Annotated in this window: 19 protein-coding genes; 4 read left to right on the plus strand and 15 right to left on the minus strand. The window is 63.9% G+C overall.

Going from position 1 to position 24,686, the window contains the following annotated elements; all coding sequences use genetic code 11:
* Positions 1 to 171: 171 nt before the first annotated feature.
* The 5 genes from LJE63_04970 to LJE63_04990 form a co-directional block, all read right to left on the minus strand.
* Positions 172 to 699: a YIP1 family protein gene (locus LJE63_04970; GenBank protein MCG6905956.1), complete on the minus strand. Its 528-nt coding sequence runs from the start codon at positions 697 to 699 to the stop codon at positions 172 to 174.
* A 3-nt stretch (positions 700 to 702) separates the two neighbouring features.
* Positions 703 to 864: a hypothetical protein gene (locus tag LJE63_04975; GenBank protein MCG6905957.1), complete on the minus strand. Its 162-nt coding sequence runs from the start codon at positions 862 to 864 to the stop codon at positions 703 to 705.
* 7 nt (positions 865 to 871) lie between these two features.
* A complete protein-coding gene (locus tag LJE63_04980) occupies positions 872 to 1,297 on the minus strand; it encodes a response regulator (GenBank protein ID MCG6905958.1) in 426 nt (141 codons plus the stop codon).
* A 107-nt stretch (positions 1,298 to 1,404) separates the two neighbouring features.
* The gene (locus LJE63_04985; GenBank protein ID MCG6905959.1) at positions 1,405 to 3,099 is read right to left on the minus strand and encodes a two-component sensor histidine kinase; all 1,695 of its coding nucleotides are present in this window, start codon (positions 3,097 to 3,099) and stop codon (positions 1,405 to 1,407) included.
* Positions 3,096 to 3,500: a response regulator gene (locus LJE63_04990; protein ID MCG6905960.1), complete on the minus strand. Its 405-nt coding sequence runs from the start codon at positions 3,498 to 3,500 to the stop codon at positions 3,096 to 3,098. The genes LJE63_04985 and LJE63_04990 overlap by 4 nt, the downstream gene beginning before the upstream one ends.
* 394 nt (positions 3,501 to 3,894) lie before the next feature.
* Here LJE63_04990 and LJE63_04995 point away from each other — a divergent pair, with 394 nt between their 5' ends.
* On the plus strand, positions 3,895 to 4,245 hold the full coding sequence (locus LJE63_04995; protein MCG6905961.1) for a hypothetical protein: 351 nt from the start codon (positions 3,895 to 3,897) through the stop codon (positions 4,243 to 4,245).
* Positions 4,246 to 4,458: 213 nt separating this feature from the next.
* Positions 4,459 to 5,103 (plus strand): superoxide dismutase, encoded by a 645-nt coding sequence (locus LJE63_05000; protein ID MCG6905962.1) that lies wholly within the window; start codon positions 4,459 to 4,461, stop codon positions 5,101 to 5,103.
* 133 nt (positions 5,104 to 5,236) lie between these two features.
* On the opposite strand, the gene LJE63_05005 is transcribed toward LJE63_05000, so the two are convergent.
* The 7 genes from LJE63_05005 to LJE63_05035 form a co-directional block, all read right to left on the minus strand.
* Positions 5,237 to 6,751: a glycogen/starch synthase gene (locus tag LJE63_05005; GenBank protein ID MCG6905963.1), complete on the minus strand. Its 1,515-nt coding sequence runs from the start codon at positions 6,749 to 6,751 to the stop codon at positions 5,237 to 5,239.
* 53 nt (positions 6,752 to 6,804) lie between these two features.
* Positions 6,805 to 9,351 carry an alpha-glucan family phosphorylase gene (glgP, locus tag LJE63_05010; protein ID MCG6905964.1) on the minus strand — a complete coding sequence of 849 codons (2,547 nt, stop codon included), beginning with the start codon at positions 9,349 to 9,351 and terminating at the stop codon, positions 6,805 to 6,807.
* A gap of 381 nt (positions 9,352 to 9,732) precedes the next feature.
* Positions 9,733 to 14,013: a glycogen debranching enzyme N-terminal domain-containing protein gene (locus tag LJE63_05015; protein MCG6905965.1), complete on the minus strand. Its 4,281-nt coding sequence runs from the start codon at positions 14,011 to 14,013 to the stop codon at positions 9,733 to 9,735.
* 80 nt (positions 14,014 to 14,093) lie between these two features.
* Entirely contained in the window at positions 14,094 to 14,771 is a 678-nt protein-coding gene (locus LJE63_05020; GenBank protein ID MCG6905966.1) for a response regulator transcription factor, read from the minus strand.
* A gap of 51 nt (positions 14,772 to 14,822) precedes the next feature.
* Complete coding sequence (locus LJE63_05025) at positions 14,823 to 15,134, minus strand: isoamylase early set domain-containing protein (GenBank protein ID MCG6905967.1); 312 nt, start codon at positions 15,132 to 15,134, stop codon at positions 14,823 to 14,825.
* Positions 15,135 to 15,308: 174 nt separating this feature from the next.
* Positions 15,309 to 16,739, minus strand: coding sequence for a sigma-54 dependent transcriptional regulator (locus tag LJE63_05030; protein MCG6905968.1), 1,431 nt, complete (start codon positions 16,737 to 16,739; stop codon positions 15,309 to 15,311).
* A gap of 11 nt (positions 16,740 to 16,750) precedes the next feature.
* Entirely contained in the window at positions 16,751 to 18,214 is a 1,464-nt protein-coding gene (locus LJE63_05035) for a CHASE3 domain-containing protein (protein ID MCG6905969.1), read from the minus strand.
* Between the two features lie 579 nt (positions 18,215 to 18,793).
* Here LJE63_05035 and LJE63_05040 point away from each other — a divergent pair.
* Both LJE63_05040 and LJE63_05045 read left to right on the plus strand, forming a co-directional pair.
* Complete coding sequence (locus LJE63_05040) at positions 18,794 to 19,372, plus strand: CBS domain-containing protein (protein ID MCG6905970.1); 579 nt, start codon at positions 18,794 to 18,796, stop codon at positions 19,370 to 19,372.
* Positions 19,369 to 20,790, plus strand: a complete 1,422-nt coding sequence (locus tag LJE63_05045; GenBank protein MCG6905971.1) for a transferase — start codon at positions 19,369 to 19,371, stop codon at positions 20,788 to 20,790. Before LJE63_05040 ends, LJE63_05045 begins: the two co-directional genes overlap by 4 nt.
* A 203-nt stretch (positions 20,791 to 20,993) precedes the next feature.
* On the opposite strand, the gene LJE63_05050 is transcribed toward LJE63_05045, so the two are convergent.
* The 3 genes from LJE63_05050 to LJE63_05060 are packed head-to-tail and all read right to left on the minus strand — an operon-like array spanning position 20,994 to position 24,684.
* Positions 20,994 to 21,737, minus strand: a complete 744-nt coding sequence (locus tag LJE63_05050; protein ID MCG6905972.1) for a hydrogenase — start codon at positions 21,735 to 21,737, stop codon at positions 20,994 to 20,996.
* A gap of 17 nt (positions 21,738 to 21,754) precedes the next feature.
* The gene (locus LJE63_05055; GenBank protein MCG6905973.1) at positions 21,755 to 23,263 is read right to left on the minus strand and encodes an NADH-quinone oxidoreductase subunit C; all 1,509 of its coding nucleotides are present in this window, start codon (positions 23,261 to 23,263) and stop codon (positions 21,755 to 21,757) included.
* A complete protein-coding gene (locus LJE63_05060) occupies positions 23,263 to 24,684 on the minus strand; it encodes a hydrogenase (protein MCG6905974.1) in 1,422 nt (473 codons plus the stop codon). Before LJE63_05060 ends, LJE63_05055 begins: the two co-directional genes overlap by 1 nt.
* Between the last annotated feature and the right edge of the window lie 2 nt (positions 24,685 to 24,686).

The following is a 24,686-nucleotide window of genomic DNA, read 5'->3' on the forward strand; positions in this document are numbered from 1 at the left end:
GGTGTCTTGCCAGGGGGGCTTTGTCGAAATTTTTTACATGCTGTAAAGGCGGTTTTTCACGGCCGGTCGGCCTCCGCAGCCCCTGGGTAGGCTTTCCTGTGGCGGGTGTCCACTTCGCGGACCCCAGTCGCATGCGCCGCAATTGAAAACACCCCGCCCGGCGGTTGCGACTCAGCCTGTGGCCGGCAGCAGCGTTTGGAGCGACCAGAAGAGCAGAATGATCAGGGCGATGGAGATGGCCACGACCGTCAGGGCCTGACGGCGGGGCAGACCCAGCCCGCGGGTCATGCCGGTTCCGATCAGCCACCACTTCCAGGCTTCGGTGAGCAGGACCAGCCCGGGAACCCAGGAGGCCAGGAGGGTGATCCCGGCTGCCAGGGCGTAAATGGTGAAAACCCGCCGGAAGGCGATCTCCCGGCCCCGCATCAGGGTGATGATCAGCCAGCCGGCGCCGGCGGCGATAAGGGTCATGCCCACGGCGTTGGCGAAATAGATCAGCCCAAGGTACACCGGCTGTGGGCCCGGCTGAGCGATCACACAGGCCCCGGCAAAAAGGAGGCTGGAAACCACCAGCATGCCCAGGGGACGGCTCCAGCCGGCTTCCGGCGGCAGCTCGGCCAACACGGCGCGCGGGTTGACCGACAGGCGGGTCAGGGTCGTCAGGTAGAAGCGCAGGGAAAAGGCGGTGCCGGCGTTCATGGCCTAAACCACACCCAGACGGTAGAGAACGCCCACTACCAGCATGACCAGGGTCAAGATGAAAAACAGTTTGCGCTCGGTTTGGCGGCTGAAATAGATCCGGCCGTCGCGGCGCATGAAAGCGCGCTCAGGCTTCGGTCTGGCCTCGATTTTTGACGTTGTCATGGCGTTTTTACTTTTCCCGGGGCGTCTGGTGGTTTTGGATGGCGCGGATCTTCTCCTCCAGGTGCCGCCGTCTTTCAAACGCCTCGGCGACCTTCTCCAGCAGTTCGTCGATCTCCGAGGGCTTGGTCAGGTAGTCGGTGGCGCCCGATTTCATCCCCTCCACAGCCGATTCGAAGGTGCCGTGGCCGGTGAGCATGATGACCTCCACCAAGGGGTGGCGCCGTTTAATCTCCTTGAGCGTTGCAATCCCGTCCATCCCGGGCATTTTGACGTCCACAATGGCCACGTCAACTGGGTTGCGGTCTATCGTCGCCAGCGCCTCGGCCCCGCTGCCGGCCGTCAGCACGTCATAGCCTTTTCTGCGCAACACTTTCTGGGTGGTTGAAAGAAAACGCTCCTCGTCGTCCACCAGCAGAATCTTCGGTTTTCGCATCTTAGTTTCTCCCGGCCGGTTTGGTTGACGGCCCCGGCAACAGGGGGTGCCCTCTTTCCGTGGGCGGCATGGCGCCGTGCCCCGGCCCAAAAGCGCCGCGCGCCCCTTTATGCCGCCGTGGTGGGCAGATCGATGACAAAGGTGGCCCCTTCGCCGGGTGCGCTCTGAACCGTCATGGCGCCCCCTAGATTCTGGATGATGCCGTAGCAGACCGAGAGTCCCAGCCCGGTGCCTTTGCCCACCGGTTTGGTGGTGAAAAAGGGCGAGAAAATTTTATCCAGGTTCCCCGCATCGATCCCGCAGCCGTTGTCGTTGACTGTTATCCGGACGCGGCCGTTGCCGGTCGGCGCCGAGCTGACGGTCAATTCACCGCCCATTGTTCCGTGGCGCGCAATGATGGCGTCCATGGCGTTGTTGAAGAGGTTCAACAGCACCTGCTGGAGCTGGGAGGGGTCGCCGTGGATGAAAACCGGCCCGTCCTGGATTTCGCGATGGATGGCGATGCCTTCGACGCTGGCCTTTTTGGCCACCATCTCGATCACTTCGGGGATGAAAGTCTGGATGTCGAAATCCTGGACCGCATCCTCGCTTTTGCGGCCGAAGCGCAAAATCGCGTGGGTGATCTTCGAGCAGCGTGCGATCTGGAGCGAAATCTGGCTGACCGAATCTTCGAGATCCTTCAGGTCTTCGGATTCCGGCAGCTGGCCGGAGGCCTTGAGGTCCGCGATGATGGTTTCGATCAGGGCCTGCTCGCTTTTCATGACCTGTAGCGGGTTGTTGATCTCATGAGCGAAGCCGGCCGCCATTTCCCCCAGCTCGGACAGGCGATGGGCGCGGATGAGCTGTTCGTTGAGCTGGTTTTTTTCGCGGTCGGTCTGCTGGATGCGGGCCACGATGCGATCGGTCAGGTAAAAGGCCACCGCGATGATGACCGCACCGCCCAGCAGCGAGATCAAGAGGATCAGATGGGTGGCGGTGCTGAGGGCCTTGAAGGCGTCGGCCTTTTCCTGGCGCACCACCAGCAGCCAGTTTTTGTTGGTCAGGCGGGTGGTGGCATACAGGTAGGTGTCCCCCTGTCTGTCGCTTTCGATGAATATTCTGACCCTCTGATCCTCCACCGGATACCAGCCGAAATCGGGGTCCTGCGCCATCAGGCGGCCGCCCGAGCGGCGCTCGGTTTGAAACGTCCCCTGGGCGCTGAGCAGGAATGCCTCGCCGGTTTTGCCGATTCGCACCCGCCCCGCCAGTTCGTTGAACATCTGGGTGTCGATGGTGGCCCGGATGACCCACCGCGAGGCGCCGTCCTGTTTGGCCAGGGCGATCACGAAGTGGGGTACTTTGCGGTAGCCCAGGAAGATGTCGCTGATGTAAACCCCTTTTTCCATCACGGCCTTGAACCAGGGTTCGTCGCGGTAGCTTTTCCATTTGAGTTCAAACGGCCCTTGGTAGGCGACGTGCATGCCGCTCTGGTCGAAAACCCCCAGATCGACGAAGGCGCTTGAGCTCTGCTGGAGCAAGGCCAGGGCCCGCTTGAGGGTTTCGGGGCGGCCGAGGCTCTCGTAGCTGTGGGTGTTGAGAACAAACTCGAGATCGCTGCGGCGCTCGGCCAGGAAGGAATCGATCATGTGGCGGTGGTCTTCGACGATGCGCGTGATGCTGGCGATGGTGGAGTTTTCCAGGGCCGAGGTGAAATGGTAGTGGCCGATCCAAAGGGCCAGAATAAACGGTACGACCGGCAGCAAGATCATGCTCGCCAGGAGGATTCGCTTCATTGCCGCGTAATGCTGGTCCTTCTCCTTCATGCCTCCTCACTTTCCTCCGATGGACTCGGGCCGTGATCGGCGAGAACCTCCTCCACCACCTGCTTGAGCTGTTCGATGCTGCCGCCCCCTTTTTCCACGAAGGCCGCCGCGGTCACCACGGCCGGACAATCGTCGTAATCCCAGGTGAAGCTGTGGACCACAACGGGCAGCGACGGCATGGCCTGGTGCAGTTTTTCGAGGATGCCGAGTTCGGGTTCGTCGGGCAGATTGAGATCCAGAATCAGGAGATCCGGCGGCGGGTAGTGGTTGACCCAGTTCAACACCTCCCGCCCGTTTTTGGCGAGGCGCACGCGGTAGCCGATCGCCGCCAGCTCCCGTTTCAAAAATTCCCGGACGTGGCGGTTGCGGTCTGCGATTAAAATCGTGATGCCTTTGTCCACCGGACCCCTTGTCGATAGGCGATTGCAGATGATGCCGTCTTGAGCAACGCCTGTGCCAAACCGCTGGTTGGCGAGTGGGGATGCAACCTTCTGAAAACGAAGCTTTTTTTTGGGGAAAGCAGCCGGTGGGGCGGTTCTCTGCAGGTCATGCTGTCGGGGATTTTTACACCCTGTAAAGTGGGGGGTGCCGCTGCCCGGGTACTTCCGGCGATGGCGGAAAGCGGCGTGGCCCGGAGGGGCGGTTTCAGTTTGGCCCGCGGCCGTCCGATAGGGTAAGCGTTTTCGCCTTCAGCCGTCAGACACCCGGCCGCCCAAACGCGCGGAGCCCGGCAGGCGCGCAGCGCTCCGGGCGACTCGCCCAAAGGGGACCAGCCACTGGAAGAAAGGCAGCCGCGTGAGGACCTTTGTTTTTCAGATTGCCGCCGAACCCGACCCGGCCAGCCCGCTGACCTGGAATCTCGGCGGGGCCATCGTCACGGTCTGGGTCCTGGACAAAAGCGCCGATAACGCGGAGGCCCGGGCCACTCATTTCATCACCGGCTATGGTTGGAAAACCATCGAGCGGCCCGACGCTTTCGAGCCCACCCCGCAGCAAATTGCCGAACTGGATTCCGCCGAGGCCGAAACCTGCCGCAAGGCGCGCGCCTACGGGATCGCCGCGCGTTTCGAGATCTGGCCGCCGGTGGACGGCAGCGGCCACCCGGCCTTCCGCTCCCGCCGCCCGCCAACGACCGAGGATGCCTGAGAGGCGTCGCACCTTAAAGCTTTCCCCCCGGCCGCCGGCGCTTCAAGCCGGCGCAACGGCCCGCCGATGGCGCGCCCCATTTTGAGGTTGACACACCCCCGCGCTTGTTGGCACTTAGGACCAGATCCGAATCATAGACGATTGCAAAGGAGGTCCAGTATGCTGGCACGGCGAACTTTTTTGAAGGTCTCAGCCGGGATGGGCGCCCTGGCGATGTTGCACCTGGCCGGTCTGGGCGGGCGTGGACAGGGCCGGGCCGGGGAAACGGCCATCGACCTGCCCCCCCTGCCGTATCCGGAAAACGCCCTTGAACCCCATATTTCAGCCCGGACCATCGGGTTTCACTACGGCAAGCACCACCGCGGGTACGTTGACAAGACCCGGGGCTTTGTGGCCGGGACCGAATGGGCCCAAATGGATCTCGTCGCCCTGGTTCAGAAAACCGCCGGAAAACCCGAGCAGACCAGTATCTTCAACAATGCCGCGCAGGTCTTCAACCACAATTTCTACTGGCTGAGCATGAAGCCCGGCGGCGGGGGCGTCCCCGACGGCAGCCTGGCGGCCGCACTCAACGCCGCCTTCGGCAGCTATGAGGGGTTTGTCGCCGAATTCAAGGATGCCGCGGCCTCGCAGTTCGGCAGCGGCTGGGCCTGGCTGGTGCGGGATGGCGCCGACCTGAAAATTGTCAAGACCGGCAATGCCGATACCCCCCTCACGGCCGGGCTGACGCCTCTTCTGACCATCGACGTCTGGGAGCACGCCTATTACCTCGACTACCAGAACCGTCGGGGGGATTATATCCAAGCGTTTCTGGACCACCTGGTCAATTGGGAGTTTGCCGCCCGCAACCTGGGGTAGGACGTCGGCTATGTAGGCGCCGCACGGGTTGGGTGGAAAGTCTGCCCGGGTTTTCCGGCGCCTCATCGGGGGGGGCAGCGCCCGGTCCCGCGGGTTGTTTGCGGCGGACCGGGCGCCGGCCGCATGCCGCGGGTCAGGTGCGGATCAGGGGCCGCTCGAGCATTTTTTCGTAGAGATCGATGTAGTTCTGGGCGGTCACGGCGTGATTGAAGGTCGCGGCGCTCTGGGCCATGATGCGCGCGACCTGGGCCGCGCGAACGGCCTGGGGCTGGTTGAAGAAGCGCATGGCCTCGGCCGTGGCCCATTGGAGGCCGTTGGGGTCGTAGACCTCGAAGAGGAACCCGTTGCCGCGGTCGGCGGCGATGTCCAGGTGGGCGACGGTGTCGTGGATGCCGCCGGTGTCATGGGCCACCGGCAGGGCGCCGTAGATCGGACCGATCATCTGGGGCAGCCCGCAGGGTTCGAAGCGCGAGGGCATCAAGACGAAATCGGCGGCACCGTAGGCCAGGCGGGCAAGATTTTCGTTAAAATCGCAGATGGCGACGCGCCGGGCGAAATCATGGAAGCCGACGATGTTTTTAAAGACCGTCTTGTATTCGCCGCTGGCCACGAAAACGATCTGCAGCTGCTGGTCCCAGAACTCGGAGACGACCTTGTAAAGCGACGCGGCCAGCAGCTCGCAGCCTTTCTGGATCGTATCCAGGCGCGAGGGCCAGAAGAAAAGCGGCGCCCGGGGATTGGGGATCAGCCCCAAACGGTTTTGCAGAAAGTGTTTGTTGGCGGCCTTGCCGGCGACATGCTCGGCGGGGCTGTAGCGCCGGTGCAGGGCCGGGTCCTCCACGGGGTTGAATGACGGGTCGGGGGCGTTGAGGATCCCCAGCGCACAGCCCGCATGGTACTTGTTGCTGATTTCGTGCTGCAGCGGCTGGGATACGAAGCCGTGGCGGCCCTCGACGATTTCCCTGAGGAACGTCGGGCTGACGGTGTTGACGAAGTGGGCCGCGAAGACCCCGCTGACCAGCAGGTCAACGGGGTTTTGTTCGCGGGTCTCCTCGTAATCGTAGGCCATGTTCTCGTAGAAGAGGTGCTGCCAGAAATAGGCCGCGTCGATGCCGCGGTCTTCGATCTGGGCAAGGAAGGTCTTCATGGTGTGGATGTTGTGGATCGTAAAGAGGCACGGCGTGCCCATCTGGCGCGACATGGCCGGGATCAAACCCGTCATCCAGTCGTTGCAGTGAATCAGGTCCGGGCGCACGCGGGGGACGATGTTGTTGATCACCTCGCGTTGGAAGGCCAGCGCGATTTTCATGTTTTCCCAACTGTAGTTGGAATAGACGTGATGCATGTAGAAAAACGCACGGTCCTCGGCCAGGTGGACGCGGTCGTTGGGCATGACCTGGCGGATCATCTTGAAATCCTTTTTGAGGATCTCCGGCAGCTGGTCGCTGTACATGCCGCGGTAGTCAGGCATGGCCACGTGCACGTCGGCGCCCTGCTGATAGAGCGCGCTGACCAGGGCGGCCGAAACATCGGCCAGCCCGCCGGCCTTGGCGGCCAGGTAGTTGGCCATGTTGCCCATGCCGTCGGGCAGGTAGGTCACCTCGGGGGTGACGATCAGGATGCGCGGGTTGCGTGTGGCAGGGGCCATGGGGTGTGCTCCTTTCTGCGGTCCTCGCTTTTTCCGGGACCACGCGGCGGGCGTCAGGCCCAGGTGAGCAAGCCCGGCGTGAATTTCACCCAGTCGTCGGCCAATGGCGACACCCGGACGGTGAACCCGTAGCGGCCGGCAATCCGGCAGGAGATGCTGCAGGCGTAAAGATAGCGGCCCGGCTCGTAGCAGGCGTCCATCTCCATCCGCTGGGTGAAGCTGTTGGCCAGGGCATCCACCGATTTAAGCGGGCCGTAGTAAAGCTCCACGGCCACCTCCTCGGGCTGGAGCTCACCCAGGTGTACCACGGCGGTGATCCGAAACTCCTCCCCGACGCGGAAAGGGTGGGCCGCCGGGCGCTCGGGGGGTTCGACGAGGATCGCCCCCCAGCGGCTTATCAGACGCTCCCGCTGGCGGGCCAGCGCCCGCGCCTCGTGGGCGTCGTCGGCCAGCAGTTCGTTCAGGCGCCGCGCGGCGGGCAGGTAGAAGCGGTGCTGGTAGTTTTGAATCATCCGCAGGGCGCTGAAATCCCGCATGACCATTTTCATGGCCTCCTTCATCATGCGTACCCAGCGCATGGGGATGTCCCCTTCCGTTTTTTCATAAAAGGTCGGAATCACGTCGTTTTCCAACACGTTGTAAAGGGCCTGGCTTTCGATGGTGTCCTGGTAGCCCGGATCGTCGAAGTCGTCCCCGTTGCCGATGCGCCAGCCGCGGTTTTCGGCGTAGCCCTCGCACCACCAGCCGTCGAGAATGCTGACGTTGAGGCCCCCGTTGACCGCGGACTTCATTCCGGAGGTGCCGCAGGCCTCGAACGGGCGGCGCGGGGTGTTGAGCCAGACATCCACGCCCTGGAGCATCTGGCGGGCGATCCAGGGATCGTAATCCTCCAAAAAGACGGCGCGGTTTCTGACCGTCGGGCGGTGGCAAAAGTCGATCAGGCGCTTGATCAGGGCCTTGCCCTCGTTGTCCTTGGGGTGCGCCTTGCCGGCGAAGATGATCTGGACCGGGTGGTTTTCCGAGTTCAACAGCGCTTCCAGGCGTTTGGGATCCTGCAGGAGGAGGTTGGCGCGCTTGTAGGTGGCGAAGCGGCGCGCGAACCCGATGGTCAGAATGCCTGGGTCCAGCACCGATTCCGCCTCGCGGATGACCGCCAGGGGGGCGTTTCGCCGCCGGTACTGCTTGACCATCAGCTCCCGGCAGGTGCGCACCAGGCGCGTGCGGCTCATCTCGTGGGTGCGCCAGAGCTCCTCTTCGAAAATTTCGTCGATGCGGTTGATGTTAGCCGGGTCGCGCGGCGGCAGGCTCCAGTCCGGCCCCAGGTAGCGGTCAAAGAGGGTTGAAATCCCCGAGGAGATCCATGAGGGGATGTGCACCCCGTTGGTGATGTGGGTGATCGGGATCTCGTCCTCGGGGCGGTCGGGCCAGATGTGGGACCACATGCGCCGCGCCACCTGGCCGTGCAGGTGGCTGACGCCGTTGCAGTACTGGGACATGCGGTGGGCCAGGACAAACATCGACAACGGGGCGTTCGGCCCCGTGCCGGCGGCCTGCCCCCAGGCCAGCACCTGCTCCTCCGGAAGGCCCAGGCGGCGGGCGAGGGGGCGCAGCACCGGCCGCACCAGGTCGACGGGAAATTCGTCGTGCCCGGCCGCCACCGGGGTGTGGGTGGTGAAGACCGTGGTGCGCGGGACGATTTCAAGTGCGGTTTTGAGGTCCACCCCGTAGCGGGACACGGTCTGGGCCAGGCGCTCGATGCCCGCAAAGGCGCTGTGGCCCTCGTTCATGTGGCAGACCGCGGGCGTGATGCCCATGATGCTCAGTGCCTGCATGCCGCCGATGCCCAGCAGGGCTTCCTGGGCCAGACGGGTCCGGCCGTCGCCGGGGTAGAGCCGCGCGGTCAGGTCCCGCACCCCGGGCGAGTTTTCCGGCAGGTTGGTGTCCAGCAGAAAGAGCGGGATGCGGCCGACCAGCAGCCGCCAGACGGTGGCGAGAATCTCGCCGTCGGGACCGGCCACCGATAGCCGCATATTCTCGCCGTTGACCTTGGCGTGGCGCAGCGGGATCGTGTAAAGATCGGTCTCCGGGTAGGACTCCTGCTGCCAGCCGTTCTGGTCCAGGTATTGGTGAAAATAGCCCTGACGGTAAAGCAGCCCGACCCCCACCAGGGGCAGGGCCACGGCCGAGGCCGCCTTGAGGTGATCCCCGGCGAGGATCCCGAGGCCGCCCGAGTAAAGGGGCAGGCTCTCGTGGATGCCGAACTCCATGGAGAAATAGGCGACGCAGTTGTCCGGCCCCAGCGGCGCGCTGGAGTTCTCCAGCGGGGCCAGGACGCGCTTTTCAAAGCGCTCCCGGACTTGGTCGAGATGGCCCATGAAGCTGTTGTCACCGGCCAGGTTCTCCAGCCGGTTCTGGGAGACCCGGGTCAGAAAGACCAGCGGGTTTTCGCCGGAGGCCGCCCACAGGCGCGGGTCGATGCGCCGGAAAAGGTCCACCGCATCGCGCTGCCAGCTCCACCAGTAGTTGCGCGCGAGGGTTTCGATAAAAGCGAGCTTCGGAGGGATGGTCGGGTAAACTTGAAAGGTCTGCAAAAGCCCCATGTTGTTTCCTTGGATTTGGCGTTAGGTTCGAAAGATTTTTATGAAGCAGAAAAAAGTCAAAAACCAGACGGTTTCGAAAAAAGCGCCAAGTTTAAGGCGCGCAAATCTCAGCGGCGTGAGGCGTACTTTTGTACGCCGCAGCGACTTCGAGATGCAGCGCAACGCAGAAATTGGACTTACGGAACCGTCGATTTTGCACCTGGGATAATCCCCGGGTGCCAGGCGCAGGTGCGCTAGTTTTCGGCCGCAAACGGCGCGCCCTTGAGGGGATGGGGGCCTGCCCCCGTTTGGCGTCGCCCGGTGGTGGGCTCCCCGCCGCTGCGACAGACCAACGGGCTGATTCTTATTCGCTCCGCGGCCAAAGGTCAAGTCCGCTGCCCTTTACGACTGCAGCTTGAGCCAGACCCGCAGCAGCTCGCTGACCCCCCAGGCCTGGGCATCGCAGCCGCGCTGCTGGTGGGGGGCGTCGCCGTCCACGATTTCGGGCATCTGGAGGCAGCAGCCGCGGTTGAGCAGGCGCGTGCCGCTGGCCAGCCAGGCCAGGGCGGTGGCATGCCCGGCTTTGCCGTATGTCAGGGCCCAGGCCTCGCAGAAGCTCGGGAAGACCCAGGTCCAGGCCGTGCCGTTGTGGTAGGCGGGTTTGCGCCGGGTGTCTTCATCGCCCAGATAGCGTCCCTGGTAGGGGTTGTGGGGGTCGTTGAGCAGCTGGTCCTGGTGCAGGATCGGGTGTGGGCGGGAAACCGGCTGGTCCGCCAGGCTGCGAATGGCGCCCGGCACCAGCAGCGTTTCGCAGGCCGTCAGCACCCGGCGGCAGGCCTCGGGTGCAGACAGCGCACCCAGGGTCAGGGCGAAAAGCTGGTTGGGCCGCAGGGCGTCGTCGATTTCGGCCCGCTGCGGCGGCGTGTCGGGCGTGGCGTGCAGGCAGTCGGCCAGATAGCCCGCCTGCTCCTGCCAAAAGTGCTGCTGCAGCCCCCGGCGGACGCGCGCCGCTGTTTTTTGCCACGGCCCGCCGCTCTCCTGTGGGTCGATGCGCTTCAAAACGCTCAGGGCGGCGAACCACAGAGCCTGGATTTCAACGGGATAGCCGGCCCGCAGGGTCCCGGCCGGAAAATTGGTATCCATCCAGGTAAAGTGGCCGGGGCTGTAAAGCAGCCCGGAGGCGGGGTCCATCCGCACGCCGTTGGGTGTGCCGGCCATCAGGGCGGCGCCCAGGTCCAGCAGCACCTCACCCAGTCTGCGGCCGCCGCAGTCGCTTTCCAGAAACCGGCGGCTGCGCTGCCTGCGGATCAGGTCGCCGCAGGCCACCACGAACCACAGCGGTGCGTCCGAGGTGTCGCGGTTGCCGGCATTTTTTCCGTGAATCATGTTGGGCAGGGTGCCGTTTTCGGTGAACTGGCCGAACTGTTGCAGGACGGCCGCCGCCGCGGCGGTTTTACCGGCCGTGATCAGTCCGCGGACGACGATCAGCGCATCCCGGCCCCAGTCCAGAAACCAGGGGTAGCCGGCAATCACGGAACGAAGGGCCCCCCGCTTGACGACGTACTGGTCCAGGGCGCCGGCTAAAGCCTCAGCCAGCGGCCAGCGCAGCGGCAGCTCCTTGGGCGGCGGCAAAACCGTCGTCTGGGCTGCCGGGTCGGAGGCCCTGCGGGCCACGGCGGTCATTTCGACCTGGTCGCCGCCGGCCAATAAACAGGAGAAGTAGCCGGGGCTGAAGAGGTCCGAGTCCGGGTCCAGGCCGCGGGTGGCCTCCAGGGGGCGGTGCACCATATAGGTCCATTCCGGTGCGGCCGTAAAGCGCCCCCCGGGCAGCCGGACCGTCAGACCATGGTCCCCGGCGGGTGCGAAGTGAAATCCGTCGGCGGCGGGCTGCACGGCGGCCGCGAAGGTCTTCTCGGGGCCGGTGTAGGCCTTGGTGGTGTCGTGAAAGCTGCGGTCTTCGACATCCGGTCGCAGGATCAGTTCCACCGGCCGCCGGTCATCCAGGCGCGAGGCTCGGCCCTCGGCCGGCAGCCGCTGGAAGCGGAGCTGGACGCGGTTCTGCAGGGGGGCCATCGTCAGGGTCAGCGCCAGAAAAACGTGCTGGCCCTGTCCGGTGGGGACGTGGAAATGCCATGTGCCCCGGGAGGGGGCGTCCAACCGGAACTGGTGCAGGCAGTCGAAGCTCAGGGCTTGGGAGTAGCCCTGGTAGACCAGCCAGCCTCGGCAGCGGGTGAAGAGCACCCGCCGGTCCTCGGGCACTTCGGGATCGAGGTTGGCGGCCAGGATGGCGTCATAGCGGCTTTCCAGCCGGCCCCACATCACCGGCAGGTGGGTCATCGCGCCGCGGCCGTTGGCGGCCAGGAAGAGGGGCTTGCGACGGCGGATTTCGGTGTGGCTGAAGACCCGCATGGCGGCCGCGTCGCGGGCTGCCGCCAGCTGCAGCAGCGGGCCCTGGGCGTGGGTGCTGCGGCCGGGGCTGAAAACCGTCAGCTTGAGCTTCTGGCGCTGGTGGCGCCGCGGGGTTGGCAGCGGGGTAAAGAGGGCGAAGTGGGTGCCGTCCTGCCGGGCGAGGCTTTTTTCGGCGGCCAGCGTCCGACCTTCCTGGATGATGCGGGCATGAAAGGGGAGCGGCGCGATGACTAGGAGCAAATGGCCGGGGGGCAGCATGACGGTGCGGCGGCAATCCGTCGGCCATTGCCAGCGGGTGATCCGGGGTGGCGCGTTGTCCGGGCCGGCCTCGCGGCAGAAGGCGGCCGGGTCGGCGGCCAGACGGGCCGCGCCGGCATCGGGGTCGAAGCCGCCGAGGTCGGCCGTTTGGCTTAAAATCTGGCAGACCTCCAGGGCCTTGGCCCGCAGGCACTGGTGCGCGATGCGCGCCGGCAGCCTCAGGGGATCCGCGGCGCCCTCCAGGAGCGCCAGGTCCGAAGGCTCCGGGCTCAGGCACATCACCTGGCCGGGCGCCAGGGGCAGCAGCCGGCGGGTGCCGGCCTCCCGGGGCACCACTCGCTGGCCAGTGAGCAGGTCGACCCACGCTTCGGCCGCGATCTCCACCTGGCGCGGGTTCCAGCCGGCGGTGACCGGCTGCCGGTCGTCGAGGTTGGCCGCCACCAGCAGGCTGCGGCCGCTGGGTCGGTGGCGGCGGCGCATGACGATGAACTCGCCCTCGCCCTGCTGCATCATCTTGAGTTCGACCTCGGCGTGAAATGCCGGGTGGGTTTTCAGCAGGTCGCTGAGGCGGCGGATCCAGGCCACCTGGTTGGGTTCGGCGCCCCAGTTGAGGCTTGGCGCCTCGTGAACGATGATCTTCTCGGTGGCGTACCATTCGACGCCGTTGGCGAAGCCGAAGGCGCCGTGGTCGGCCAGCAGCGCGCACAGCGCGGTGCGCATCCGGGCGTAGGCCGGCGAGCGGGCAGCCAGGCGGTTGTTGTCATGGGTTTCGGCAAAATGCACCATCAGGCCGTCGCTGCGGCTGATCTCCAACGGCTCGGGCAGATAGTATTCGATCTGCCCGCGGTTGTAGTTCTGAAACAGCTCGGAGTAGGCGGCGTCGAAGTTGGCGCGGCTGAGGATCTTGCAGGTGACCGACATCTTGCCCCCCAGGCCCTCCAGCAGAAAGACGGTGTCGGGGAACTGGCTGCGCACGCTGGCCACGATGTAGCGCCAGGCCTCAACCGGTATCATATAACCGGCGTCGCAGCGAAACCCGTCGACGCCCCGCCGGCACCACCGCAGAAAGACCTCGGCCATGTAGCGCCAGAGGTCCTTGTGGCTGAAGTCCAGGCGGGTCAGGTCCTCCCAGCGCACGCCCCAGGCCCCGGGCACCTCGATGCGGCCCTCGGGGTCGCGGGCCAGCCACTCGGGGTGGGTCTCGTGCAGGCTGGCGGCCCAACCCGTGTGGTTGATGGCGACATCCAGGTAGAGCCGGGCGTTGCGCTCGTGGACGGCGTCGACCAGTTCGATGAACTGCTCCAGCGGGGTGGCCTTGGGGTCGAATTGCGCCAGGGCCGGATCGACCTCGGTGAAGCTCAGGGCGGCATACGGGCTGCCGAAGCGGCCCATGCGGGCGTAGGTCGTGGGGGTGGGGTGGATGGGCAAAAGCTGCAGGATGCGGCAGCCCAGTTCGCCCACGATGAAGTCCAGTTCGCGGATCAGATCGCGGAAGGTCCCCGACGGCGGAATGACCGTGTAGCGGTCCCGGTCCAGGGCCGCGATGCATTTGCGGCGGGCCGCGTCGGGCTGAAAGCGGCCGCTTTGGTTGGGGCCGAACTGGCGCACGAAGGCATTGTAAACGATGTTGGCGGCACAGGATTCGGCCGGGGCGACGTTGACCACGGTGTTGTCGCCGGCGGGCCAGACCGGTTCGCTGGCGCCGGTGTCCAGGAAAAAACACTTGGCCTGAAAATGGCCCACCTCGCAAAGCGGCAGGGTTACCCGGAATCGGCCCGGGGACACCGGCTGCAGGGGGATGTCAAACCAGTCGCGCGCGAGAGGCGGAAGATCGCGGGTGACGGCGTGGATAATCTGGCGGCGGGCGAGGTCGGCATGCCCGATATTGGTTCGCACCCAGGCGCTGCCCGCGGCGTCGGCGGGGGCGGTGAGTTCGAAGCTCAGGGTGTCGCCCCGAAAATGAAGCAGGTGGCGGCCCGGTGCCGGCACCTGGCTGATCTGGTCGGAGATGTTCATGAAGGCATAACCTGCGCTGCAGTGGGGTGAAAGTCGAAAAAAATGTCACATCGTGTTGATGCCGAACGACGGTCGATAGCTCAGCCCTTCCAGAGCTCCACGTCGATCAGACCCAGCCGCGCGGCCTGGCGCACCAGATCGATGGTGGTGCGCAGATCGAGTTTTTTCATGATATTGGCGCGGTGGTTTTCCACCGTTTTGGGGCTGATGAACAGGCGCTTGGCGATTTCGCGGGTGGTGAAGCCTTCGGCCAGCAGGCGCATGACCTCCTGCTCGCGGGGGGTCAGCCGGGGATGGGGTGAGGCCGCCGGGGCGGGTGATGTGACCGAAATCTGGAGCAGATTTTCGACCACCTGGGAGGAGAGGCTGCTGTCCAGAAAAAGTTCGCCGCGGGCCACCGCCGCCAACCCCTTCAAGAGTCCGTCCGAGGCCGATTCCTTGACCAGGTACCCCCGCGCGCCGGCCTGGAAAGCGGTGGCGATGTAGGTGATCTTGCTGTGCATGCTGATGATTAGGACCCGGCTTTCGGGCAGCAGTTTGGCCAGATCGCGGGTCAGTTCGATCCCGTTTTTGTCCGGCAGTGAGACATCGACGATGATCACATCGGGTCTCAATTCGGTTGCCAGGTGAATGCCGGCGCGCGCCGTGTCGGTTTCGCCGACCAGGCGATAGCGCGGCTCGCGCCCGATGATGGCTTTGAGCCCCTCGCGAAAAAGCGGATGGTCATCGATGATCAGGACGGTTGTTTTCGGATCCACGCTACCCCTCCTTTTTGGAGCCGGTTTGGCCGGTGGCTGGTGGCGGGCCCGTCAAAATGTCTTGATCACCGAGTTGCAGGTATCCTCAAAGCAGGTCGGCGCCTGTTTGTCCGCCTCGGGCTCGTTATGCCAGTGCTGCCCGTCGATTAGATAGCGGAATTGAATCTCCCGGTCGGTGGGCAGATCCAGGGTCAGGGTGAAATCGCCGTTTTTGAGCCGCTTGAAGGGCAGCGCCTCCCGGTCCCAGTCGTGCAGTTCGCTGACCAGATGGACCGTCCGGGCGGCGGGCGCCGTTTCCGCCGGCAGCCGGAAGGTGACCTTGCAGATCGGCTTGGATTTGAGAAACTGTTTTTTGATGCTCACAAAGCCTCCTTTTCCCGTTGCTTCGGGATGAAAAATTCATGCTGCCGACAGCCTGGCGTGGGAAAGGCGCTGGTCTCGGCCTCAAAACCCCGGGCGCCTCCAGTGGGCCGCCTGCCGCCTGGCGGCCGAAACATAAGCCGGACCGCACGCGGCGCGATACGTTTGGCCGCGCTCTTATTTTACCGTGGTTTCGATTTTAAGGCCGTATTTGTCGATCCCGGAATGCAGGGTCGGCCGGGAGACTCCCAGCAGCCTGGCGGCCCGCGAGCGGTTGCCGCCGGTGAGGTTCAGGGCCTCGCTGATCAGGATGCTGGCAAAACGGTCGATGCAGGCGTCAAACAGGTTCTTCTGGCTTTTGGCGGTCAGGGCTTCCACCGCCCACCGGCGAAGGGCCTGATCGGTGGTGCCGGCGCTGTCGGATGGGTCGCTCGGCTGCCCCCCGCCGCGCAGCGCCGGGCCGATCTCCTCGGGGCCGATGGGCGCGCCGCGGTTGAAGATCAGCAGCTTCTGGATGGTGTTGCTGAGTTCCCGGATGTTGCCCGGCCAGTTGTAGGTTTTCAGACTCTCCGTAGCTTCGGGGGTGATGCCGGGGTTTTCGACCCCCAGGCTGTCGCCGTGGCGCGCCAGAAAATATTCCGTCAACAGCGGGATGTCGTCGACGCGCTCCCGCAGGGGCGGCAGCCAGATTGTGACCACCTTGAGTCGATAGTAGAGATCCTCCCGGAAGCGGCCCTCCACCAGGGCGGCCTCCAGGTCGCGGTTGGTGGCGGCGATGATGCGCACATCCACCGCGATGGTCTCCCCGCCCCCGAGCCGTTCTATACTCTTTTCCTGGAGCAGCCGCAAGATCTTTGCCTGGATGCTGAAGGGCATGTCGCCGATTTCGTCCAGGAACACGGTGCCCCGGTGGGCCTGCTCGATTTTGCCCACGCGGCGGTGGGCGGCACCCGTGAAGGCCCCCTTTTCGTAGCCGAAGAGCTCGCTTTCCAGCAGGTTTTCGGGTATCGCGACGCAGTTGATGACCAGAAACGGGTTGGCCGCGCGCAGGCTGTGCTGGTAAATGGCCCGAGCGACCAGCTCCTTGCCGGTGCCGGACTCCCCGCGGATGAGCACGGTGGCATCCGAGGAGGCCACCCGGCCGATGGCCTTGTAGACGTCCTGCATCGGTTTGCTGCGGCCGATGATGGCCTCCCGCGCGGTTTGCTGAAGGCCCCCGTCGACCACCACCGGTGAGCGCATGAAGTGTCCGGCCTCGATGGCTTTCTGAATCACCGCCAGCATGTCGGGGATGTCGAAGGGTTTGAGAATGTAGTCGTAGGCCCCCATCTTGGTGGCCTCGATGGCGGTCTCGGTGGTGCCGAAGGCCGTCATGATGATCACCGGCAGCTTGGGCTCGATGCGCTGGATCTGCAGAAAGGTCTGCAGCCCGTTCATGCCCGGCAGGCGCATGTCAAGGATCACCAGGTCGGGGCTGCGCTGGTCGACCAGCTTGACTCCGGCCTCCCCCGAGGGGGCCGTTTGAACGGCGTAATCCTCCTCGGTGAGTAGTTTCTCGAAACTGCGCCGCAGCTGGTCGTCGTCGTCGATGATCAGGATCGTGTCCATGGCGGGCGTCCTTATCCGCTCTCGGCGGGCAGGCTGATGGTGAAGGTCGTGCCCCGGCCTTCCCGGGAATCCAGGCTGAGCCAGCCGCCGTGCTCCGCGATGATGCGGGCGGCGATGCTCAGACCCAGCCCGGTACCCTCCTCCTTGGTGGTGAAGAAGGGCTGGAAGATTCGCTCCTTGAGGGTCTCGGGGACCCCGGGGCCCTGGTCTTGCACGCGGATGACGGCCTGCTGGCGGGCATCGATGTGCTGCAGCTCCTCGGTGATGCGGATGGCGCCCCCGGCGCTCATGGCCTCGCAGGCGTTGACCACCAGGTTGACCAGGACCTCCTTGAGCTGTTCGGGGTCGGCCTGGATCTCGGGCAGCGGCCGCAGGCGCTCGACGCTGATGGTGACGTCGTTTGAGGTCAGGCGGTGGCGCAGCAACTGGACCACCAGGTCCACCACCTCCGACGGGCTGACCTGCTGCATCTTGAGCTTGGGCGGGCGCGAAAACTCCAGGAAATTCTGGACGATGGTGTCGATCTGGTCGATTTCCTCGGAGATCACCTTGAAATCGTCGCGCTGGGTGTCGCTCAGCGCCAGGGTGCGGTCCAGGGAGAAAAGCCGCATCTTGACCGAGGTCAGGGGGTTGCGGATGCTGTGGGCCATGCCGGCCGCCAGCTTGCCGACCATGACCATCTTCTCGGTCTGCAGGAGGTGCTCACGGCTTTTTTCAAGTTCGCTCTGGGTGTGGTCCACGTTTTCGATCAGGCCCCGCACCCGGAGGCTGAGCGCCTTGATCTCGTTGCCGGTGGGAGGCGGGCGGCTCTCGCGGCCGGCTTCGCGCATCAGCTCGCGCACCGGCCCCAAAATGTTTTTGGCCAGGATAAAGGCCAGCAACAGGACCATCAGCAGGGCCAGCCCCATGGAGGAGAGGGCGGTCAAGCGCAGGTTCTGGGCTTCGGCGTGGCTGGCCGCGCGGGTGCCTCTGATCTGCTGGGTGTGCAGGGCCTTGTAGCCCTCACAGAGGGAGAGGAGCCTGAAAAAATGTCCCCGCACCTCTTTGTGCAGGCTGGTGCCGGCTTCGCGCCGGCCCTCTCGATACAAATCGATCACCCGGTCCTTGGTGTCGATGTAGCGGCCGTATTCGGCCTCGATGGCCGAGATGGCTGCCAGCTGTTCGGGGTTTTCGGCGGTGGCACGGGTCTCCTTGAGGGTTTGCAGAAATATCTGCCGGTATTCGCCCAGCTGGCGAAGCCAATCGGGGTCCCCGTCCAGGAAGTAGTAGGAGACAAAGCCCTTCTGGTTGATCAGGGCGGTTTCCAGGGCCTCGGCGGTCTGGTAGGCGGCGATGTTTTTGGTGACGATGGTCGTCAGCAGGGCTTCCATGCGGTAGGTGTACCAGACCATGACATAGCCGCCGGCAGCGGTGATGGCCGCGATCAAGGCAAGGATGAGGTAAATTCTGGCGCGCAGGCTGAAGCGGCTTTGCATGGTGGCTCTCAGGGCTGGATCATAAGGGGTACGCGGCCTATTCTATCATCCCACCTGCGGCGGCAAGACCGCCTGCGGTTCGAGTGGTGGTGAGGCCGCTTGTGGTCATGGCCGAGCAGCGGCATCCTACACGACATCTTCGAAAAACTCAAAAATCAATTTGGACGGTTCCGCAAAAAGTCCAATCTCTGCGTTGCGCTGCATCTCGAAGTCGCTGCGGCGTACCAAAGTACGCCTCACGCCGCTGAGATTTGCGCGCCTTGAGCTTGAACTTTTTTCGAAACCGTCTGATTTTTGTCTTACTGGTTCGTCAATTTGGGCAGTCGCTAAAAGGCCGCCAGAAGACGTCTCGTTTGGCTCGGGGAACATCGCACCCCGGTCGCTTGGGCGACTCCAAAGAGTTTTGATTGATTAGAAAATCGATTCATGATAGCTGATTGCTGACCGGCCCCCAAAGGGAACATTTTTTCCCCCGGCGGCCCCCGATGCACCCGCAATCACCATTTACGCGAAGCGGACGGTTGGTTCGCCGAATTTCCAACGCCCACCACCGGACAGTCTCAGCGCAGGAGGTTTTCAGTGAAGAATTACAGTGTCAAAGACCTGATGGTGCCGATTTCGGAGTATGCCACGGTGCCCGAGGACGCCACCCTTTTCGAGGCGGTGCAGGCCTTGGAGAGGGCCCAGGAGCAGTTCAACCAAAACCGGTATTCCCATCGCGCAGTTCTGATTCTGGACAAGCAGAAAAAAGTGGTCGGCAAACTCAGCCAGATGGATTTCCTTGCTGCCCTGGAGCCCCGGGATGCCAACCTCGAGCAGATCCGCAACTTCAAACAGTTCGGTTTCACGCGCAAGGCCGTCGCCCTGCAGCAGGAGGAGTATCTCAAGTCCTCGCCGCCGATTCTGGACTTCTATTCCGAAGCCGCCCGCAAGAAGGTCACGGAATACATGCAGCGTCCCACGGAAGGGGAGTACGTGGATGAAAACGCCTCCCTGGACATGGCGCTGCACCAGTTGACCGCCGGCGCCAACCTCTCCCTGCTGGTCACCCGGGGCGCCGAGATCGTCGGTATCTTGCGGTTGTCCGATGTGTTTGCCGCCGTTTACCACTCCATGAAGGAATCCGAATTACAAAAATCTCTTGGGGAAACGCAATGAAAGAACTTCATAAGCTTTTGGACCGGATCGTGCAGCGGGTCAACATCAATCTCCGGGAGCTGGAGTTCGATGTCAACCCCCTGGTGAACAAACTTATTCCCGCCGGGCAGATGACCAAGTTCTACGCCTTTTACGGGATCACCCCACATCATGCCCTGAACCTGGTGTTCAAACATTCCAACCTCTCCGGCAGCTATTTTCTGGGCAAGGTGCGGGTCACCAACTCGCTGCTCTACAAGAGCGATATCCGCGGCGATGAATTGAAGAAAAACGGCGATCTCTTCCAATACCAGGATTTCAATATCCCCGTGGACCAGGACGAAGAGATCAGCATCGAAGACAGCTTTCTGATCAAAACCCTGGTGCACAACTACTCCCACGATCCGGAAACCCTGGAGACCTTTTTCATCAAGGACACCGTCTCCACCCATTACGCCAATATTCACGGCTCGCCTTCCGACGGCAGTTTTCTGGGGCCCTTCGCAACGGTGGACCTCACCACCATCCGCGACTGTGTCATCGGCGCCTACTCCTATGTGCAGGCCGGGGAGGTCAGCCACCTGAGTATCGATCCGGGAACGGTCTGGGTGAGAAAGCCGGGAGACTTCAACTTCATGTACCGCTACCCTCTCGGCGAATTGAGCAACTACGTCTATTTTGCCGCCGGCAGCCCGCCCCAGGGCGTGTTCATGGATTTTCTGGAGGACCGCAAGGAGGCTTTTGAGCGGGTCTTCAACGTGGTCAACATCGAAACCCCGGAGTCGGTTCCGGCCAGTGCCTCTCTGGACCGCTTCGCGGTGATCAAGCCCAAAACCAAGATCGGTGAAAACGTGCTGGTGGCGCAGCGGGCCTTCCTGCAGAATTCGGTGCTCGGAAAGGGGGCCAATGCCCAGGAAAACTGCTACATCATCAACGCCAAACTCGAGGGCAACAACGTCACCGCGCACGGGGCTAAAATCATCGAGGCGGACCTGGGCAAGAACGTGTTCGTGGGATTCAACTCTTTTCTCAGGGGGCGCCCGGGCGCCCGGATCACCATCGGCCAGGAATGCGTCATCATGCCGCACACGATCGTCGATGTCCGCAAACCCTTGACGGTCCCCCCCGGCCACCTCGTCTGGGGGTTGGTCCGGAGCCCCCAGGACCTGGAAGCCAACAGCATGCCGCTTAAGGACTTTGCCAAAATCGACACCCGGGTCTGCAAGGGGGCGATGCTTTTCGAGGGCAGCGGCGGCAGCTTCGTATCGGGGTTCCAGGAGCGGATCCATCACATCCTGGAGGCCAACGGGGCCTTTTTCGACGGCAAGCTGAAGCGGGGGCACGCCCAGCGCAACCAGAACATCTCCTTCAACACCATTCAGCCCTATCCGGAAGGGGACAAAGCAGGGCTGTACCCCACCATCATCATCCAGCCATGAAAAAACGTCGGCCCGGCCGCGATCCATGCGCCGGGCCGACGGTCCCTCACTTGATATGCCGGTAGAAAGTCAAAAACCAGACAGTTCCCTATAAAACCCAAGTTAAGGCGCGCAAATTTCAGCGGCGTGAGGCCTACTACTTTACGCCGCAGCGACTTCGAGATGCAGCGCAACGCGGAAATTGGGTTTTCTACGGAACTGTATCATTTGAAAAAATTCAACAGTGCGTGCAGGTTGGTCATGGGATGCGGCGGGCAGCCGGGGATGAACAGATCCACCGGCAGCAGGCTGTCCAGACCTTGGCTGACTTCGGGGCTGCCCCGAAAAGGGCCGCCGGAAAGGGCGCAGCTGCCCACGGCGACCACCACCCGCGGCTCTGGGGTGGCCTCCAGGGTCTGCAGCAGGGCGGTTTGCATGTTGCGGGAAATGGGGCCGGTGACCACGATGCCGTCGGCGTGGCGGGGGGATGCGACGAAGTTGATGCCGAAGCGGGCCAGGTCGAAAAACGGGGTGGCCAAGACGTTCAAGTCCGCTTCGCAGGCGTTGCAGCCGGCCGCCGACACCTGGCGCAGCTGAAGCGAGCGGCCGAAGAGCTTTTTGAAATGCTGCCGGGATTGTGCGGCCAACTCCGGCAGCTGGCCCTGGGTGATGAGGTGCGACTTCTCGGCGACGGCGATTGCAAAATCCCGGGTGAAGGTGACGAAGCGCCCCTGGGAGAGCCGTTCGCAGGTGCCGCAGAAAACGCAGCGTCCCATGTCGATGGTTGCGGCCGCCGGGTCGATGGCCTCCTGAGGGCAGGCCGCCGCGCACGCGGCGGCCAGATCGGGCGGGGCGTGCGGGTCGATTTGCGGCCGGCCCCGGTAGCGCGGCGGCAGCTGGACCTCCGCCTTGGGGTATCTCGACGTTCTGCACCCCTGTTCGAATCTGTTGCGCAGTACATTCAGCATGTTCGCCCCGCTCTCGCTTAAAGGTCAAACCCGCAATAGGACAGGTTGTAGCTTTTGTTGTTCAAGGGGAAATCGGAAATGCCGGTGTTTCTCAGGGACATGGACAACCCGTTCCAGTTGTGGAAGGAGGGGTCCTTGACCTTGTAGTGGCAGATGCCGCCGGCGGCATCCGTCAGGATGCAGTGGGAGGCCTCGCCGCGCCAGGCCTCGAGAAGGGTGACCACGACGCTGTCGGGCGCCAGGGGCAGATCGGCCGCATCGATGACCCGGGTCTCGACGGCCTCGGCCAGCAGCGTTTCGATGATCGCGATGGACTGCATCACCTCATCGGCCCTGACCTTGGCCCGCGCCCAGACGTCCCCCGTGGTCTCGGCCCGCTCGGGGATCTCCAGGCTGCCGTAACGTTCACTGGGGAAAGAGCGCCGGACATCGTAGGGGATGCCGCAGGCCCGTCCGGCCGGCCCCACCAGCCCCAGTTGGCGGGCATCCGCCCGACTCACCACGCCGCAGCCTTCGAAGCGCGCCCGGACGCTCGGGGTCCCGAACAGCAGGTCGCAAACGTGCTGCACCTGAGTCTTGAGCTCAGCGATGCGAGCCTTCATGTCGCGGCGGTTCTCGTCGGTAAGCGCGAAGCGCACCCCGCCGGGCCGCACCAAACCCTTGCCGAAGCGGTTGCCGCAGACCAGCAGGCTCAGGTTGAGGAAATCGCCGCGCATCCGGCCGCAGTAGTTGGCCGGCGGCAGAAAGGCCACGTCGCCGCTCAAGGCGCCCAGGTCGCCCACATGGTTGGCGATGCGCTCCAACTCAAGGCCGATGGTGCGGATGGTCTGGGCCCCCGCATCGGGCTGAATCCCGGCGAGGGCCTCCACGGCCTGGGCATGACACAGGCCGTGGCCCACCGCGGTGTCCCCGGCGATGCTCTCGGCAATCACCGGCAGCCGCTTGCCGGCGGCCTTTAGCAGCAGGTCCTCCACCCCCCGGTGCTGGTAGCCCAGTTGGATTTCCAGGTTGAGCACCCGCTCGCCGATGCAGTTGAACCGAAAATGGCCGGGCTCGATCACCCCGGCGTGCACCGGGCCAACCGCCACCTCGTGGATCTCATCGCCGGTCACCGCATAGTAGGGGTAGCGGCCGGGGATGTCGGCGTCGTAATCGTTGCCGAAAACGTCCGCCACGCCGCGACGGTTGGGGTGGTAGCGGACCATTTTGAGCCACGGGTGGCCCTCGGGCCGAATTCCATACTGCTCGGCGATTTCGCGCTCGAAGAGGTGAAAGGCCGGGCAGCGCGGGGTCAAGGCCGGGTAGGCCTCGGGTGCGTCGCAGACCGCGGCCAGCAGGCTTTCGTCGCGCAGCACGGCCATCAGGCGGACGCCGGCCCCATGGGGGAAGGCGAAAAACTGAACCACCTGGCCGCCGCCTGCAACAATCGCGGCTGCCTGGGCGGCGAAGTCTTCAAAGGACAGATGGGGGATGCTCCCCATGGCGACCGCTTGCCCGTGGCCGATGGTTTTGAATTGGCTGGTCATCAGAATCTCCCCCCGATAGCGCTGACCGCGTGCATGATCGTCTGGTAGAGGGTGTCCGGCATCCAGCAGCACAGCACCAGGGAGGTCGCCAGCAGCGCGTACTGGGGCCAGACGAGGCTGGCCGACTCCTTGATCCGGACGGGGGTGTCCCCGGGATCGAAGCAAATTTTGATCACGTTGTAGGCCAAACCGGCGAAGATCACGCACAGGCTCATCAGGAACAAGACCGCGCCCACGTGGTTGCCCGCCCGGAAGGCGGCGATGATGATCAGGAGCTCCCCGATGAAGATGCCGAAGGGCGGAAAGCCCGAGATGGCGGCGAACCCGCCGAAAAAGGCGATGAAGGTCCTGGGCATGCGGCCCGCCAGGTCTCCGGTGTGCTGGATCAGCCGGCTGCCGAAGCCCAGCAGGATGTTGCCGGAACTCAGAAAGAGGCTCGATTTGATCAGGCTGTGGTGGATCAGGCAGATCATCGCACCGTAGGCGCCCAGGCCGCCGATACCGGTGCCGAAGGCGATGATGCCCATGTTTTCGATGCTGGAATAGGCCAGCATGCGCTTGTACTCGGTCTGTTTGAGAATGAAGGTGGCCGCGGCCGTGATCGAGATCAGGCCGAAGACCATCAGGATCGGCCCCGAAAAGCCACCCAGGCCGGCAGCGTGCATGATTTTGTTGGTTTTGAAGATCCCCAGGTAGGCGCAGTTCAGCAGCACCCCGGAGAGCAGGGCCGAGGCCGGGCTGGGGGCCTCGCTGTGGGCATCCGGCAGCCAGGTGTGCATCGGCGCCAGACCCATTTTGGTGCCGTAGCCCACCAGGATGAAGACGAAGCCGGCCTTCAGCCAGAGGGGGTCCAAACTGCCGGCCACATCGGTCAGGGCCGAAAAGGAGATCGGCGCCTCCACCCCGCCCACGTCCATGGCCACGGTCACCAGCACCGATCCCAGCAGCGCCATGGCGATCCCCACCGAGCAAATGAGCACGTATTTCCAGGTGGCCTCCAGGGAGGCAGCGCTGCGGTGGGTGTAGATCAGGGGGGCGCTGGCCAGGGTGGTGGCCTCGATGGCGATCCACATCACCATGATGTGATCCGAGAGGGTAACCATGGTCATGGTGGCCAGAAAGAGCAGCATGGAGCCGCTGAAGATGTTTTCCGACTGGATCCCGGAGGCCTGCAGATAGGCGTTGGTGTATATGGAGATCAGGAAAAAGAGCAGCGAAATCACCAGCAGGGAGAGGAGCCCCTCCGGGGTCACCGCAAAATATTCGGGAAACATGGGGGCCAGGCCACCGGCCCAGACCATCACCGACAGGACCAGGTGAATGGCGCCGGTGAGCACCAGCAGGGGCCGCCCGATGCGGGCGGGCAGAAAAAACGCGGCGGCACCGGTTAAAAGCGGGACCAGAAAAACGATCTCAAGCATGA

The organism is Desulfobacteraceae bacterium (assembly GCA_022340425.1).
In the GTDB taxonomy this organism is placed as follows: Bacteria; Desulfobacterota; Desulfobacteria; order Desulfobacterales; family JAABRJ01; genus JAABRJ01.

Coding starts and splice junctions, on each gene's coding strand:
- LJE63_04970 (MCG6905956.1), bottom strand. CDS start 699: ATGAACGCCGGCACCGCCTTTTCCCTGCGCTTCTACCTGACGACCCTG.
- LJE63_04975 (MCG6905957.1), bottom strand. CDS start 864: ATGACAACGTCAAAAATCGAGGCCAGACCGAAGCCTGAGCGCGCTTTC.
- LJE63_04980 (MCG6905958.1), bottom strand. CDS start 1,297: ATGCGAAAACCGAAGATTCTGCTGGTGGACGACGAGGAGCGTTTTCTT.
- LJE63_04985 (MCG6905959.1), bottom strand. CDS start 3,099: ATGAAGGAGAAGGACCAGCATTACGCGGCAATGAAGCGAATCCTCCTG.
- LJE63_05000 (MCG6905962.1), top strand. CDS start 4,459: ATGTTGCACCTGGCCGGTCTGGGCGGGCGTGGACAGGGCCGGGCCGGG.
- LJE63_05005 (MCG6905963.1), bottom strand. CDS start 6,751: ATGGCCCCTGCCACACGCAACCCGCGCATCCTGATCGTCACCCCCGAG.
- glgP (MCG6905964.1), bottom strand. CDS start 9,351: ATGGGGCTTTTGCAGACCTTTCAAGTTTACCCGACCATCCCTCCGAAG.
- LJE63_05015 (MCG6905965.1), bottom strand. CDS start 14,013: ATGAACATCTCCGACCAGATCAGCCAGGTGCCGGCACCGGGCCGCCAC.
- LJE63_05030 (MCG6905968.1), bottom strand. CDS start 16,739: ATGGACACGATCCTGATCATCGACGACGACGACCAGCTGCGGCGCAGT.
- LJE63_05035 (MCG6905969.1), bottom strand. CDS start 18,214: ATGCAAAGCCGCTTCAGCCTGCGCGCCAGAATTTACCTCATCCTTGCC.
- LJE63_05045 (MCG6905971.1), top strand. CDS start 19,369: ATGAAAGAACTTCATAAGCTTTTGGACCGGATCGTGCAGCGGGTCAAC.
- LJE63_05050 (MCG6905972.1), bottom strand. CDS start 21,737: ATGCTGAATGTACTGCGCAACAGATTCGAACAGGGGTGCAGAACGTCG.
- LJE63_05055 (MCG6905973.1), bottom strand. CDS start 23,263: ATGACCAGCCAATTCAAAACCATCGGCCACGGGCAAGCGGTCGCCATG.
- LJE63_05060 (MCG6905974.1), bottom strand. CDS start 24,684: ATGCTTGAGATCGTTTTTCTGGTCCCGCTTTTAACCGGTGCCGCCGCG.